The organism is Psychrobacter sp. TWP2-1-2 (assembly GCF_049896785.1).
Taxonomy (GTDB): domain Bacteria; phylum Pseudomonadota; class Gammaproteobacteria; order Pseudomonadales; family Moraxellaceae; genus Psychrobacter.
The window spans coordinates 119,179-135,960 of sequence record NZ_JAFCVA010000008.1; the positions used below are offsets into that span (position 1 = coordinate 119,179).

At 41.4% G+C, this 16,782-nt stretch carries 13 protein-coding genes; 3 read left to right on the forward strand and 10 right to left on the reverse strand.

Going from position 1 to position 16,782, the window contains the following annotated elements:
* Nucleotides 1-11 precede the first annotated feature (11 nt).
* The 3 genes from mutS to ACP7AE_RS09235 all read left to right on the forward strand — a co-directional run bounded on the left by mutS (nt 12) and on the right by ACP7AE_RS09235 (nt 4,180).
* Nucleotides 12-3,146, forward strand: coding sequence for a DNA mismatch repair protein MutS (mutS, locus tag ACP7AE_RS09225; protein ID WP_426242679.1), 3,135 nt, complete (start codon nt 12-14; stop codon nt 3,144-3,146).
* Between the two features lie 206 nt (nt 3,147-3,352).
* Nucleotides 3,353-3,676 (forward strand): ferredoxin FdxA, encoded by a 324-nt coding sequence (fdxA, locus tag ACP7AE_RS09230; protein WP_055123496.1) that lies wholly within the window; start codon nt 3,353-3,355, stop codon nt 3,674-3,676.
* A gap of 219 nt (nt 3,677-3,895) precedes the next feature.
* On the forward strand, nt 3,896-4,180 hold the full coding sequence (locus tag ACP7AE_RS09235; RefSeq protein WP_201539857.1) for a transposase: 285 nt from the start codon (nt 3,896-3,898) through the stop codon (nt 4,178-4,180).
* 631 nt (nt 4,181-4,811) lie between these two features.
* Here ACP7AE_RS09235 and ACP7AE_RS09240 read toward each other — a convergent pair.
* From ACP7AE_RS09240 to ACP7AE_RS09285, 10 genes are all read right to left on the reverse strand, one after another.
* Nucleotides 4,812-5,315 carry a pilin gene (locus ACP7AE_RS09240; RefSeq protein ID WP_201540558.1) on the reverse strand — a complete coding sequence of 168 codons (504 nt, stop codon included), beginning with the start codon at nt 5,313-5,315 and terminating at the stop codon, nt 4,812-4,814.
* A 315-nt stretch (nt 5,316-5,630) separates the two neighbouring features.
* Entirely contained in the window at nt 5,631-6,077 is a 447-nt protein-coding gene (locus ACP7AE_RS09245) for a type IV pilin protein (RefSeq protein WP_201540559.1), read from the reverse strand.
* A complete protein-coding gene (locus ACP7AE_RS09250) occupies nt 6,077-6,631 on the reverse strand; it encodes a type IV pilin protein (RefSeq protein ID WP_201540560.1) in 555 nt (184 codons plus the stop codon). The genes ACP7AE_RS09245 and ACP7AE_RS09250 overlap by 1 nt, the downstream gene beginning before the upstream one ends.
* The gene (locus tag ACP7AE_RS09255; protein WP_426242683.1) at nt 6,631-11,109 is read right to left on the reverse strand and encodes a pilus assembly protein PilC; all 4,479 of its coding nucleotides are present in this window, start codon (nt 11,107-11,109) and stop codon (nt 6,631-6,633) included. The genes ACP7AE_RS09250 and ACP7AE_RS09255 overlap by 1 nt, the downstream gene beginning before the upstream one ends.
* 122 nt (nt 11,110-11,231) lie before the next feature.
* The gene (locus ACP7AE_RS09260; RefSeq protein WP_087814584.1) at nt 11,232-12,050 is read right to left on the reverse strand and encodes a PilX N-terminal domain-containing pilus assembly protein; all 819 of its coding nucleotides are present in this window, start codon (nt 12,048-12,050) and stop codon (nt 11,232-11,234) included.
* Between the two features lie 54 nt (nt 12,051-12,104).
* Nucleotides 12,105-13,070 (reverse strand): PilW family protein, encoded by a 966-nt coding sequence (locus ACP7AE_RS09265; protein WP_426242685.1) that lies wholly within the window; start codon nt 13,068-13,070, stop codon nt 12,105-12,107.
* A gap of 11 nt (nt 13,071-13,081) precedes the next feature.
* On the reverse strand, nt 13,082-13,582 hold the full coding sequence (pilV, locus tag ACP7AE_RS09270; protein ID WP_201540563.1) for a type IV pilus modification protein PilV: 501 nt from the start codon (nt 13,580-13,582) through the stop codon (nt 13,082-13,084).
* A complete protein-coding gene (locus ACP7AE_RS09275; RefSeq protein WP_426242753.1) occupies nt 13,582-14,007 on the reverse strand; it encodes a pilus assembly FimT family protein in 426 nt (141 codons plus the stop codon). Before ACP7AE_RS09275 ends, pilV begins: the two co-directional genes overlap by 1 nt.
* Nucleotides 14,008-14,447: 440 nt before the next feature.
* Nucleotides 14,448-15,299 (reverse strand): ComF family protein, encoded by an 852-nt coding sequence (locus tag ACP7AE_RS09280; protein WP_201540564.1) that lies wholly within the window; start codon nt 15,297-15,299, stop codon nt 14,448-14,450.
* Between the two features lie 27 nt (nt 15,300-15,326).
* Complete coding sequence (locus tag ACP7AE_RS09285) at nt 15,327-16,754, reverse strand: phospholipase A (protein ID WP_201540565.1); 1,428 nt, start codon at nt 16,752-16,754, stop codon at nt 15,327-15,329.
* Nucleotides 16,755-16,782 lie beyond the last annotated feature (28 nt).

Here is a 16,782-nt window from a genome sequence, read left to right on the forward strand (position 1 = left end):
AGAGACTCTGCATGACCGCTAAGCCATCCGCTCAAAACCTTAACGCCGCCAAACCTACTCCGTCGAAGTACGCAATATCAAAACAACAGACCGCGACACCTTTGACCGCCGATCAGTTGATGGTAGGCGATACCGTTTATCATTTGGCAGATCATACGCCGATGATGGTGCAATATCTAACCATGAAAGCCAACTATCCACAAGCGTTACTGCTGTACCGCATGGGTGATTTTTATGAGTTATTTTTTGATGATGCTAAGCGCGCGGCACAAATATTAGACATCACCTTGACTCGCCGTGGTACGGATAAAGCGGGCAATACCATTGCCATGGCAGGTGTGCCTTTTCATGCGGCCGATAGCTACATGGCAAGGTTGATAGCTGCTGGGCAAACCGTCGTTGTGTGTGAGCAAATTGACGAATCTGGCACTGACAATGCAAATAATCATTCCAATGCTCCGACGATGGGCGATAAGCAGAAAAAAGATAAAAGTAAATCTGCTGCTGGCAGTATTATGCGCCGTGAAGTGGTTAAAACGCTGACCGCAGGGACGATTACTGATGATGCTTTAATTGCGCCCAATCATACGCCAACTGTGGTCGCCATTGATATCGAGATACCTAAATCGAACAGCAAACAACCTGTGCACGCTGCCATTAGCCAAATGGATTTAGCCGCTGGAACACTAACGACGCAAACGCTTAGCGCCATCTCTAATAACAGCCATGACGATATTGAAGAACTACAAACGCAAATGCTGACGGTGCTGGCACGCTTTGCGCCGAGTGAATGTATCGTTAGCGAAGCACTTAACGACCGTATCGGCGAAGATTGGATGCTGTGGCTACGTCAAAACCTCGACTGTCCGATTATCGAAGTGGCGGTCAATGACTTTCATCGTGAGCATGCCAGCGCAACCCTTTGCCAGCAGTTTGACGTGCAGCGCCTCGATGGACTAGGAATCAATGACGCACTTCTTGCCCAATCTAGCTGTGCAGCGCTCATACATTATGCTCGGCAAACTCAGCAGCGTCATGTGCCACAGCTCAATCAACTTATCGTTGAGTACAGTGACGATTATTTAATTATCGATGCCAATAGTCAGCAAAATCTTGAGCTATTTGCACCCGTTAGCAGTAATGGTACGTCATTAATATCTGTCCTTAATCATTGTCAAACGCCGATGGGTCGACGCTTACTCGTGCAGCAAATGAAACGCCCATTGCGTCAGCATGCGCGCATTAATTTACGCCTAGATGCGATAACCAGTTTGTTAAATACTGATAAACAGTCTGAGCAAAGCTCGGGAAATATCTCATTAGTTACCAGATTGCGCGAAACCTTAAACGCTATTGGCGATATGGAACGTATTAGTAGCCGTATTGGGCTAATGAGTGCTAAGCCACGTGACCTGCGTAAAATTGCTGAGGGTATTGCTAGTAGCGCCCAGCTTACGACGCTACTGACAAATGCAGGTATTTGCCATGAGCAAGCAGGACTGTTGCCGATGCTTATGCAGCAATTGCCTGCACAGTTACCTGCCATACAGTCCGTCGCTGAGCTGATTGAGCGAGCCATTATCGCAGAACCACCTGCCCATATCCGTGATGGTGGCATGCTCGCCGCAGGTTACGATGCTGAGTTTGATCGCTTGACTCATCTGCATGACAATATCCAAGTGACATTGGATGAGATGGTAGAACGCGCGCGTCAAAAGAGTCAATTACCCAGTCTAAAAGTAGGCTTTAACAAGGTTAGCGGCTTTTATTTTGAATTGCCTAAAATGCAAGCAAAGAATGCACCAGCGCATTTTATCCGGCGGCAAACGCTGAAAAGTAGCGAGCGATTTATCACTGATGAGCTAAAAGAAGTTGAGACAGAATATCTGAGTGCGCAAAGCTTAGCATTGACCCGTGAAAAGCAGCTGTATCACGAACTCTTAACTGAACTCAGCAACCATTTAGCCGAACTGCAACAACTGAGCGCTGCGGTTGCGCAAATAGATGTGCTCAGTAATTGGGCACAGCTTGCAATTATTTATAACTGGCAACGACCAGTCATGAGTAACGACTCAAAAGACAATAGTAGCTTAAAAAACAGTCACTTAAAAAATGGCTTGAATAATAACAATCAAACCAGTATCGATATCAAAGCAGGTCGTCATGTCGTCGTCGAAGCCGCACTAAACCCTATTCATACTCAAAGCAATACTCCTGCCAAGCATAGCAGCCATTTTGTCGCTAATGATTGTGCACTAGGCAGTGATGAAAACCCTGAAAGACTGTTGATGATTACTGGTCCTAATATGGGTGGTAAATCAACCTATATGCGCCAAACGGCATTGATCGTCCTACTTGCTCATTGCGGTAGCTTTGTGCCAGCAGCGGGTGCTCATATCGGCGATATCGACCGTATCTTTACCCGTATTGGCTCAGCGGATGATTTGGCGGGCGGCAAATCGACCTTTATGGTTGAAATGATTGAAACGGCTAATATTCTCAATCAAGCAACCAATAAATCGCTGGTACTGATGGATGAAGTCGGACGCGGCACAGCGACCACTGACGGTTTGGCCATTGCTCATGCTTGCGTTAATCGATTGCTAGAGATTGGCTGCCTGACATTATTTGCCACTCACTATTTTGAGCTGACAAAATTGGCGGAAAACTATAAAGAAAGCAGTGGAAGTAATGACAAACTTATCCGCAACGTCCATGTCGCTGCCAGTGAAATCGACGGTCAACTGCTACTACTGCATCAAATCAAAGATGGTGCAGCAAGCTCTAGTTTTGGTCTTCATGTGGCAAAAATGGCAGGGATTCCTACCCAAGTACTGGATGACGCCAAGCGCTACTTAGCAGATAACTTAAAATTGGACCCTAGCAGGTTAGAAAACGTGATAACCGTTGATGACAAAAATGAATTAGCTAAGTCAGTAAATGATAAATGCGATCATATGAATGGTCATGAAATAGAGAGAGATGATATAAAAATCACCAATCAATATCAAATAATGGCTGATATTCCACAACAAAATCAGCTGCTTAGCTTACAGGATGAACTAAGCGCGATTGATCCTGATACCTTAACGCCAAAGCAAGCGCATGATTTACTCTATCATTTGAAAAAAATCATTAGTCATTAAAGGGAATTGTCAATTAGCCGTAAAGGCGTTAAAATGTGCCTTATTTTCCAACTATTCTATGTAGCCCTTATCGTTGATTCAATTTAAAAGAAGATCATGGCAACCAAGTGCAGATGTACCAATAATACTTCAAGCACGGTGAGCACAGTAACTCTTTTGAAAGGGATGAACCATATCAGCCAATCCAATAACAGGTAGACCTCACTATGACCTTTGTCGTTACAGATAACTGCATTCTTTGCAAATACACCGACTGTGTGGAAGTCTGTCCTGTGGACTGCTTTTATGAAGGCCCGAACTTCCTCGTCATCGATCCTGACGAGTGCATCGACTGCGCGCTATGCGAGCCTGAATGCCCTGCCAATGCGATCTTCTCAGAAGATGAAGTACCAAAAGGACAAGAGATGTTCACCCAGCTAAACGAAGAGCTGGCACAAAAATGGCCAAACATTACTGAAATGAAAGGTCAATTGCCAGAAGCTGAGAAATGGGATGGCGTAGAAGGTAAGATTCAGTATTTAGAGAAGTAGGCAATAACTGATACTTTGGATACTATGTAGGCTGGGCTTTTGGCTCAGCCTTTTTATTTATAACCTAACTCCAATTCGTATCTCGTAGGCTGTGGCTTTAGCCCAGCATGATAACTTTGCATGATTTGAGCTGAGCTAAAAGCCCAGCCTACGCTTAAGCCGCAGCCTACCTACACCCCATTACCTCGTCTATACACGGATTGCCTTATTAGAAACTATATGCGTGACAAAACCCAAGGCGGTTTTCACTTTTTGACCTTTAATCTACTTGATAGAAAGTCGTCACTGTTATTTATTTATATTGACAAGTTTCGTAATGCCTACGCTAAAACCCTTCAACACCACCCATTCAAATTAGACGCTATGGTCGTTCTTCCTGACCACGTCCATATAATGATTACTCTGCCGCCACATTCTGATAACTATGCTGTCATAGTGGCAAGTATCAAAAGTCAACTCTCTAAACAAATCAATAAAACCGAAACCATTACGTCTTCACTATAAGCAAAAAGAGCGCGCGGTATTTGGCGACGACGATTTTGGGAGCATCGTCGTCGTAATGACTTGGATTATCAGCAACACATGGATTATATTCACTATAATGCTGTCAAGCATGGCTACGTTACCAACCCACAAAATTGGCAATACTCTACAATACATAAATTGATTAAAAAAGGGCGTGTATCCCGCTGATTAGGGATCGGATGAGAGTGATAAAAGTATAAACATTTGATATGATGTGTAATCTAATATATTCGCTTACCTTTATAGGTCTTGAGATTTGTAGGCTGAGCTACGCTTGGTTTTTTATTAAATTTAATCGTTTAATCGTTTAATCGTTTAATCGTTTAATCGTTTAATCGTTTAATCGTTTAATCGTTTAATCGTTTAATCGTTTAATCGTTTAATCGTTTAATCGTTTAATCGTTTAATCTGTGTAGGATGAGCATTTTGCCCAGCATATTAACCTTGCAAATATTTGAAGAAAAAAATTTTGAATAATTTTAAACACAAAAAAACCAAACGAGATGTTTGGTTTTTAGATATTAAACGAGACTTTTTGTAGGCTGGAAATTTTGCCCATCATCACAACCTTGCGTAATTTGAGCTGGGCTAAAAGCCCAGCCTACGCTTGCTAACGGCAAGATGCTGGTAGATATTTAGCATCTATACCTTTAGTACTACCTGCAGCACATTCCCAAGCAACAATAGGTTTAACACTTGCACGATTGAAATCAACAGCTTTAGCCTTATTACCAGTCTTCGTAGTATCTGCATCCGTATATGGCACTAAATCAAAATTCACGTTAGTACCTAATTGATTGATATTCTGTGCAGTTACCGTTATTACACCGTCTTTACTAGTGGCTACTGTTTGTACATATTTAGAAATAGGTTTTGCCTTAGTACCACCTTCTCCACAGCCAAAGTCACCGCCTTTTGGAGTCGTTTTGAAACCAGTTTGAGATGCCTCTGTGACTGCCGTTCGACATGTTGAAGCAGCTAATACAACTTCAGCTACTTTTGCACGAGCAGTATAATCCTGATATGCAGGTAGAGCGATCGCAGCTAAGATACCGATAATCGCGATAACGATCATTAGTTCGATTAAGGTAAAACCTTTTTGAGCAGTGTTCATAAGAACTCCTTTTGGGGTATATAAAGATAAATGGCTATTGTTTTTACAGCCGCGTTTTATCTTTAGTAATATAATATGTTTGTCTTATTATAGTTATTGCATATAGCATGCCAAAATAATTATTTATACTAGCTATTTACCTTAAGTACGTGATTATGACTACTATCTATACGTAATGAACCATCATAATAATATTAAATGACGCTAAATGTTACGCTTAGCCTACTGAAAATTGTCAGTTCACATACTCTATGACAGTAATACGTAACTAATAATGACAATTTTTGTCAGCGACATTTAACTTCTAGGCTCTCTTTACTCGTTCCATCTATTATCTGAGCCACAAACGGCTGCTCGACATTTGATATTCTGATAGTTAAGACTGAGTGCACCATCGCCAGCCATTTGGGTGCCAGTTTTCGGGGTGGCAGTCATTGTCCATTCAGAAGTCAGAGGATCAGGTGTAAAAGCAAGCGTATAGAGAGCGATACCTTGTTTAGGATAGTCGCCGCCAAGACCAGTAATTAAAGCATTGCTATAAGCACCTTGAGCTAATTTGCGACTTTGAATCTCGGAGGCTACATTGTGCATCTCGCTCATCATATCAGCACGTTTAGACTTAATAATGTAGCTCTGATAACTTGGATACGCGATAGATGCAAGCAAGGCGATAATAGCGACGACAATCATCATCTCAATGAGCGTAAAGCCTCGTTGCGACATTACTAAATTATCCAACTTCTGATTTATTATTGCTATCATTACCAGTTCTCCTGACCTGTACCACAAGAGGTCGCTGTAACCGCAAGTGTAGTGGTATTTTTACAGCGCAAACCTGAGCTGGTCATCAGCATGTTGTTCGCACTCTTGAAAGTACCCGTACTATTAGGGACAGCAAGCATCTTCCACGTCCGACCCGTGCTGTTATCGAGTCCTGCACTGATGAGTGACTTGGTCGGTGTCGCACCATCGACAAGGGTAATTTGATAACGATAGTTGGTCGCATCGCTACCTTGCGGCACATAAATAGTCTTATTATTGACATCGTAACCATGACTCACACTATTATTACTATCGACAATCTGCGGTTGAAAACCTTTATAAGTCAACGCAGATGAGCGCCAACGCTCGAGCTGAAGCTCTAATTGGAGCATCTTCGACTGCACCTCATTTTCAGCGTTTCTAATGACGTACTGTCGATAGCTCGGTATCGCAACTGCCGCAAGAATCGCGATAATCATAACGACAACCATCAGTTCGATGAGCGTAAAACCGCGGCTCTTGCCACTAAGTTTCTTATCAGTATGATTAAGCATTAGTTACTCTCATACCATTGCGTTGGTTTTAGCACATAACGCTCTTTGAATAATATGCTTGCCATAGAACCATCACCTTTATCTTTTGTGATACCAGCATACGGGTCATTACCATCTACATAGCCGCCTACTGGTGGCTCTTTTGGACCCTTACCTTTTTTACTATCATCACCATAATCGATAAGATCATTAGCACGATCTGTCAGGCTTTGCGTACCTATTAGCACGGTCGTGTCTAAGTTATTGGCATTCACCGCACCAAGTGTCAGCTCTTGAATACCTTTACCGGCAGGTGTAAAGCCGCCTGTACCTGTTTTAGAGCTGTTATCCATACAGACGCCATAAGGCAGGCAATACATTTGTTGCTCTGAGCCGCCAAGCGTTTGTGCCTCACAAATACTATTGTTGCCATAAGACATGTTAGGGTCATATACGGACATAAATAAATAATTGTTCATGACACGATAGTCGCCCATGGCTTTTACATGCGAGACGTTCTCAAATCCTGCAAAACGCGTTAGCGGATAGTACCAACCTCTTTTGTCTTCTGAGCTATCTATCACTGAAAGCTCTTCGACCATTGCTGCTTTTGCCGTTTTGGTGTTTTCAGACAGGTGACTACCGCCTAACTCTATCAAATCATCTTTTTCGTTTAATTCTTTGATAGTGAGTGTTGACGTAGCACTACTGTCTAAAAGATCATTACGAGTTACATCAGTATCAATAATCCCATATAAACGATTGGCTTTGCTTTTATCACTACTAGTTACATCGCGGCGCTTAGCTAATGGTGAACTGCGATCGCCAGAAGCAATATTGACAAGGGCAAATATCTTGCTTTGCTTATCTCTATAAAAGCTCACTACTGGACGAGCATAGAAGCGATATGGTAATGCAGTGACATTTTCGGAAGCATTAAGCACTCGAACCACGCGTACTTCTTTAAACGCTTTTTTCTTTTCGTTAACGAAGTCTGCACGGAATACATTGCCACCTAAATCGGCAAAGTATAAATGGTCAAATAAACCATCATTATTGCGATCTAGTGGCGTAACGCCAGCGACGATACTGTGATTGTACGGATTGTCCCACGACCACAGCTTCTCGCCTGTTTTTGCATCGGTCACATAGATAGAACTGCCTTTGGCTGCCGTAGTCGGTACGAATTGTGGATCTTCGTACTGCATGTCATAACCCCCACCAAATACGATGACGTCTTTGTACTTAGTGTCACTAGCGCCTTCTTTTACTCGAGCCGTGGTGACTGTATTCCAGATCTGCCCAACATTATTATAATCACTGTTATTAACAGTGACCTGAGTACCAGTGTCATTTCTATGCAGTTTTGCTGTTGTACTAGTAATATCTGGCGTAATACTAAATAGGATTTTTGGCGTATTTTTGTCAGCTAAGTCTAGAGCATATAATCCTTCTCCGCCCATTCGGAAACCACCATAAGCCGCCATTGACAAGAAATTGCTCGTATTGGTGACGTCATTTACATTACTGCTATCAGGTTTATATAAGGAAACTTTGCGAGTTTTTTGATCGCCTGATGTTGTACTGCTATAACGATATTTGGCACTGACTAACCATGGAGCATCAATCCCAAAGCTTAAATCGCCCATCGCTTCTTTTACTAAAGCTTCTGGTTGTTTACGGAACATCTCATGTAATACCAGTGCCCATTCTTCTTCGCCTGTATTGGCATCTACTAAATGCAAGGCACCATCCATCGAGCCAAATAATAAATAATCTTCTCGGTTATTTGCAGTGATGTTACCTGACTCATTCACTTCGGCACTATAAGAAACTAATGCAGGCTTCGAGTGCACGACTCCACCAACTTGACGAACTGGTTGAGTTGGGAAGTATATTGCTTCCTTCATATTCATTTTATCAATATATAACGGCTTAGTAGGGTCATCTTTATCTCTATAGTCAGTTAAGTAATCAACGTTGTAGCCTAAGAAGTTAAGCATGATACGCTTGGATTGTAGAAGCGTTTTGCCTCCAGAACTATACACGCCGTCATTTATCTGAGGAAAACCGGTCGGCACTCCATTGTCACCAACGCCAATTTTTACCACACCCTCAGGAATTTTTGTATTATCAATTCCTTTATAGTTTTCGAAAAATACATTGCGTGTGCTAGCAGGGGAACTAAAGTCTGGAGCTACTAAGCGAGCATAAAAACCCCCACTATTCACAGCAGAATTACCTGCTGCACTTATAGGTGACTGGGCCCATAGATCAGCTGCGGCATCATTTAGCGTCCCACCTGCATCACTATACAGTCGTCTGTTGCCCTGACCATACAATGTACCGTTTTTAGTTTCATACTTTTTAAGGTTGCCTGGCCATACTTTAAACGTATCTCCTACTTTAGGCTCTAACATAGGCAGATAGGCATAGGGCAACGTCGTACTGGTTTGATAAGGGTCATCTGGGACAGTAATCGTACCAGCTGGTGTGGTATTAATAGTTTGATTTAAATCCGTGATAAATTTCTGCACACTATTAGCAATATCAAGTGAGGTTTCTGCGTAAAAGAAGCCGCCATTGCCATAGTCAGGGCCGCCCCATTTACAAGCATTTTTTGCATCTACATTAGTTGTTACATCACAATTATAAGTACCATCGGATTTTTTAGGGATACCAGCAAATGATGAACCAAATCCTGCTACTGCTGTTCTAATACTTGCCCCAGATGGATTTTTAGTTTTGTCATGCAGTTTTTTGGCATATTCACCGATATATTCCCAGCCCCCTGTTTCACCAGCAAATAGATTAGATTGCAATTTTGGTGACACTAATCCAGACGGCACACCATTAATTTCATACAAATTGGTTGATAATGATTTGTTCATAATCTTACGCGCCATACCAGGCTTGGTCGAGTTTGGCGCGCCATCGGTTAAGAAGTAGATACCATTACTGTCACAGGACTCTGTACTACTGCCTTTAATATAAGCGGTACCATTAGCATTTTTAGTGTCTGCTGCTGAATATCTCAGACCACCTACTTCATTTTCTGTACCGGGGCTTAGGGAAAATGGACTGGTTCGATAAGATACTAGACCTCTTATACTTTCGCCATAACCCCATACAGTACCGACGATAGGCTCGATATCAAGGGGTTCTTGATCTACCTTTAACCAACCACCATAGCGCCATCCAACAGGTAGAGCTTCATAAGTGTCCCAAAGATTGTTTATAGAAATATCTTTACCAGTTAAACTTTTTATCTTCGTTTTAAAATCAGCTTTGCTAGCGATTTTTAACCATGCGCCTGCAACATCAGGATTTGGGTAGTAAATGCCTTTATCTACTGTTCCTTGGGAGATATTGCTGCCATCGCGTCCTGGCCAGTTATTTACACACTGCTCAACGACCGCTCCAATCGCTGACGTTTTATCTGTACCTAGCTCAACGCAGACAAAATAAATCTGCTTGTCGGCCCCACCATTTTGCTTAACCATATAACCATCATAAATGATTCCTACATTTTTGACGGTATTATTATCTACACCAGTTCCTGTACCCATCATATAAGCGCCAGCTTCTGCATAAGCATGGGCAGTAGGTGTACCACTCGAAGATTTGGTAACGTCTGGATAGCTGTTACTAGAGAGCTTAAGATTAGAGTTTGCCGTACCGTCCTCATTCGTAGTGGTATCAAGCGATTTAAAACCTGCCAATGCCTTAATAATTTTTTTGCGTTGTTCAATAGTCAGAGGTGCCGAAGGTACTAGTATACGTCCAGAGTGACCATCAACTAATACGTTAGTTGCTGTACCAATGGTAATAGTCTTCCTCTCGTTTCCGTCTTGATACTCAGCTTTGGACGAAAAGTGTCCAAGACCCATATAGACTTTATTACTAATTTGATCGCTTACTAACAATGGTATTAATGCGTCTTTTAATCGCGATAGCCGATCTAGTTCTGTAACCGTTTTGGCACTCGCTCCCTGTCCAAATGTCTTTGTACAGCCACGCACATAATAATCAATCGTTTCAGAACCGATAGTAACCGTTTTCTTTTTAGACGTTAGACCTTTAGTTGATGCATCTTTTAGGTTATAAGCCCACTCAAAAATACTATTAGTATTTCTATCCCTATCATATTCACCTACTACAACACGATCGCATAATGGTACATCTACATCACCAGGGCTTCCATATTTATTGTTTTTAGGAAGAACCAACGAGCTGATCCCCATCGAGCCTGAAGTATCGATCATCATCATCAAGTTAGTACGCGCAGCAGAAGCTGGCTGATAAATACTTAGGTCACCGATACTGCTTACTTTGCCATCTTGATTGACAGCGGCTTGAGACATGCTCATACACATCATGCCGAGTACAGCAGCACTTAAGCTAGAGACGCGCCACCAAGAGTTAATATGTTTTTGAGCAGCGGATTCGATAGCCGTCACTTTGGGCGCGCGATAACGATTGAGGTGTTTGAGTTTCATAATGTTATCTCCTGAGCACGGCTACGATAGACGTGACGATATAAATATAGTAGCTTTTAAATCAGTTATAGATCTATAGCAGCGATTCAACTATATAACCGCTACTTTCTTATATGTCCCTATCAAATATCTCTACATAAAGGGTTAGTGCTGTCTGTTTTACCCCCACTACCAAAGTAGTCACATAGCTCACTACTTTGAATATTGGCCAAATCAACTTGCTCTACCAACATCTTGTTAGGAATATTATTGTCTTTCATACATTTCATCACACCATCTGTTTGGTCTGAAGCATTTTTTGCAAAACATTCTTTGACTTTATCATCCTTCGCCTTTCCATACGCAGGTAGCACTGAAGTCGAATAAATATCGAACGTAAACATTTTTGCGGTTTTCTCATCAGAATCTGTACCGAGATTCATATGCTCAAAATTACCACTATTTGCAGTAGCACTAACGTTCTTTATCATAACTTGCGTCATTGTCGTATTACGATTACTGGTATAGTCAGTAGCTTTGGTAGGGTCACAATAACCTGTTGTATTGTCGACCAACTTACCCGTATTACGACGTATAACGGCATCATCAATATTGAAAAAAGAAGAACGTGGACGGTAACAAAAATCGATAATATCATCGTTGTTATCTTCTAAGATATAGTAGCCAAATATCCCTGTAATACCCATAATTTGCTTATATTGCTCACTGGCTGGAGAACCATTAACCGATATTTCAATCTTATTATTGACACTGTCCGCAGACTGCAAAAGCAAAGTGTTTATCTGATCGCTGGTTGCAAGTTTTAAATCGGTATTACTGTTGCGTACCGCTATGACTCCAACGAGCATAATCAGTATTAAAAACAGTAAAACCACAATCAATACTGCCCCGCGCTGGCTGGAATCTAATGAAGGATAAGTATTAGAATGACTGATATTCATGGCAAATTTTCACCTTTATTCATACGTACAGGACAGAGAGATTATCAACCTTACTTAACTAACACTGTTAATCACATTCACAATTCTAGCATTACGTAACAGGGTATTGGTTTCATAAACACGGCGTAAATATTTTGGTGCATTGGTTTCTGATTTTAGTGTCTGTGTCGTGCCAAGTATACTGAAGGCACTTGCACTATCATCAGGACTATTAGAGGTACTGCGGGTTAATAATGCGACTTTGATATTGGTAATATAGGGCTTTTCTGTCGTAAGTTTCATGTAATCTTTTACACTCATTTCAGTATAGCTATAACTTGCTATACCACTATTAACTACTGAATATTTGACACCTAAACGAATATTAAATTGATCGACATTTTTTATAATAGTTTGCCCTGCTTCCATAAAGTTAGTAAGCACTCCATTACTTGCTATACGCCCAGCATCACAGTTGAGATTGAGATTTTTTCTATCTTTGTTGGTTTTTACACTGTCTTCGGTTAAAAAATAACGGGTAATGACACGTTCGTTTAACTCAATTTTCTCACCTTCACAGTCATACAATATTTGACCCGTTGTGTTGGTATACTGGAATGTAAGCTGATCACTTTTCTCACCAGTGTTAGATAAAGAACCATCCCATTTATGAATCCCACCTGCAGAATCCATGTCATGACTGCGCGTCAAGTAACCTTCTTCTAATTGAGTACTTGTTACAACATTTACTGCATCAGCATTGGTTGCGCTTGCCGTCAGCACAACTCCGCCCATCACAGTTTTATCATTAAGAGGCACGCCATCATTGCCAAGATTGGCAAGCCTTAATTGTTGTTCAATAGATTGAATGCCAAATACTGCTGAATCCTGAATCTCAGAACCAGCACTCTGTACACGATCCACACGTTGGCTGGTAATAAATACTTGAATGATAGCAGCCGATATCAATAACCCTAAAACCAGCGATATCATTAGTTCAATAAGTGTAAAGCCTCGCTGATATTTGATATCTTGTATCATTATGTGTTTCATTAATACGTCTCCACAATGATACAGTTACTGCCGCTTTTATAGATACCAGATGCATCAGCACAAGCATTTGCATTAGTAGCATCCATCGCAGCGGTAGTGTCGCCCCAAGCTGCTATGATACATTTCACTTCAGAGAAATTAGCTGTTCCAGGACAAGTTACCATTTTCACATTAATACCATAGCTGTATAGCTTATCGTATGCGTCTTTAGACTCATTAATGGCTATTTGCTCAGCGGAACAATCTATACAGCTTTCACGAGTTTTAGAAGCATCATTAATGGTAACTTGATAGGTAGCAATTTGTTGTGAGTTGGCGCGCATATTTTCTGCTAGCCCCCGAATGATGCTTAAAGCTTGAGTACGTACTAAGCTCTCATCAGTTGCACTTATAGCACGCATCTGCAATGCACTAAATCCTAATACGGCAACAGATAGCAATAAGACAGCGACTAAAACCTCTATTAGTCCGACACCTTGTTGTTGGTTAAGCTGACTCATTAACATGATCCTCCAAGCTGGATACTAATCTGTCCTAATTTACTGACCAAAATCTGTCGCGGATCGGCGGCATCACCGATATCACAGATAACTAAAGTCTCGGCGTCGGCCGTTTTATTAGGTTTAAAATCAACATCAACATCAACATCATCATCGCCATTAATAGTAGTCTTTGGATTGTAATGATAAGCAGTGATTTCATCTTGTGAACCACTGCTAGTATTGACCTTGAGTTTAATAGTACTAGAGACGTTATCATACGATACTTCAACTTCTTGACGACGAATCAAACTTTCGTTTTTTGCTTCTTTTAACGCATTAGCAAGTGTAGCCGTTGTCGATTTGACTCGCTGATTGGCAAGCTGAGTACTAATACTCGGCGCTGCTATACCGACAATAATGGCAAGCACAGCAATCGTTACCATTAGTTCAATCAGGGTAAATCCTGAGTTGGTTGTTCGTAGCGTAAGTGGTAGATTATTTGTAGATGCGTTCACATCAAATCCCTATTTATAACGGCAATTTTATAATAACTATTGTTTGTCTAATACCAATACTGAACCAAAAACATCAACAATGAATTCATATTGTCATATCATTTTTGCCCGTCTTTTTATTGTTATTCAATCAAAATTATGCAATTTATGTTCCATAATATTTAACAAAAGTTTTGCATAGAAATAACAATAGCCATAGCAGTTATGCAAGCTATTTAGAAAATATCATTTTATAAGCAATGCTATTGAGTGATAAGCACAGTATTTTGGAATATTAATAACAAATAAACATATATTATTTTAATAATATAGCGTTAAGGCAACATATTAGCAACATATTAGTAGTTAGCAATAGAGAGGAACAGATTTTAAGACTGATTTCCATGTGCTAAAGCATAGGCAGAAAGATGGTATTTATAATTGGTTTGAATATCTGACATGGTGACTGTTTTAGACGGGGTAAGCAGTGTACGCCCCAATGCTTGTAAACTGGCACCCGTGGTCGCAACATCATCAAACAATAATAAGCGTTTCACAGGAGGCTTTTCGATTAAAACAAAAGCATTGTCTAGATTACTTAGGCGCTCAGCACGTGTAAGCCCTTGTTGACTGACAGTGTCGTCAATACGCTTTACACCATGCCATAAAGGTATCTGCCAATGCTTAGACAATTGCGCGGATAAAATACTGACAGGATCGAAGCCACGTTTGACCAGTCGTTGCTCGGTTGTTGGCATAGCGACAATCACGCTATTATCATGATGACAACCATGAGGACGTGGTAGCTGACGTATAGCATGCAACAATAACGGCAATTTGGTCATGTCTTCATGGTGCTTAAAAGCTCTGATCACTTGACGCAGCGGATACTCATAATAAGTCGCCGTTTGGATAGATAAAACCGTACCAGCAGCAATATCAACATTGAAGGGTTTCGGCAACCACGCGATACTGTCATGACAATGCGAGCAAAGTAGTCCGCTGTTAAAACGGTGGTTGAATTGCTGGCGCAAATTAGCGAAAAACGAAGGATTATTTGGCAAGGGTTTTAGAGAGTGTGGTATAGAATCAGCCGTTGGCAAGCTACTAAAATTTGATGAGAGGTAATTTTGAGATAGCTGAGATTGTGGCGTGCTGCGATAAACACGGCACAACTGGCAGCGTATATCTAGATACTCTGCCAGCCATAGTCCAGTTTGATAAGGCGCTAAAAGTCGCATGGACGATTATCAAAATGTGCGATGATATTAGAAACCTTTCCAATCATTCAGTACGATACCAAAGCCAATAGAGGTATTTTCGTGGTTATAATCGATGATGGATTCGCCATAGCCTTGGAAAACCTGAACAAAGCCATTAACATTCTCTGATAATGGATAAATATAATCGACTTGCGCCGCCCCTTTATTGGTGCTTGGATTGTAGCGGAATGTACCGCTCAGACTCTGTTGATCAGGCAAGTCATATAAGAATTTGATATCACCGTAACCCATGTAGTCTTCGATATCTGGATTGTCTTCACTGCTGCTGCTTTCACTATTCACTCGAGCCCACAGGCGCGGTACGATTGATAGCTTACCCCACTCTGCCCCTGCCATGAGATAAGCACGGTTCCATGAGCGTGATAACGGATCATCTTGTCCATTAGAATGATGAATGGCACCAGCACCAAGCATACGAAGACGACCACCAAAAGGTAAATCTGCGGTCACTGGCTGAGTCAAAAATATTTCAGGCTGATAGTCGGTGGCACGGAATGGTCGCGAGTTATCTTCGTTATAAACTTGCCAATGTGACTCTTGGGTATAACCAAACCACAAATCAGCACTGGTATCGAATAAGTCTTCGGCAACTTTGGTCTTCAAAGACAACTGAAATTTTAGTTCAGTATTGCGTATGTCATTAGAAGTAAAGGACTCCGTTTCCTGTGACGGCGTGCTTGGATCTAGGTTAGGGTCAAAGGTATAAAATACTGGCAATACATAGGTTGGTCGGTATGGCCTTACCGTCCAAGTCCCACGCTCACTGTTTTTATCAAGATCATAGGATAAACTAAGCGGTGTATATTTTTCGATATCTTTTTGAGTGACCCCAACATTTTCTAAAACTTGTGCTTCTCTTTGCGTTAGCCCAACGGTGTCTAAACCTTCATTAGTAGCAGGCGCGCGCGCAACTGAGTCAGTAGCGCCATTATTAGCACCAGCAATGGTAGATTTTTCTTCTACAAAGACAACTTGCGGATTACCTGAAAGCGTACTTTGAAAGGTTTTTGCCAAATCTACTGGCTGCTTAGTTGTGGTGTAGCTGGGTGTTTTACCTTCTTCGGCCACTTTGTCAAAGCAAGCCAAACGTGCGGCACTGGTCTGCACTTGGGTACATTCAAAAAACAATTTTGCTTGCTGAGCGATAAATTCTTTACTGACTACTTGGCGATCTTGCGCAGCTGTATTGGCATCCTGTGACACCTGATAATCTTCAAACTCAAACGCTGCCTCCGGTACTGGTAACTCATTATCGATCTGAGTTTTATCGGCAGCTTGGACTTGCACGGTAAAGCAGGTTAGCGCTAGACCAACAGCAATATTCAAATAATGCTTTCTTGTCTGAAATAACGTGTTTTTGCGCGCTGTAATAAGAGGCATAGGGCAGCGCTGTGCGGTGATATGGGAAAACATAAGTGTCCTTTATCTAACTGACATTATC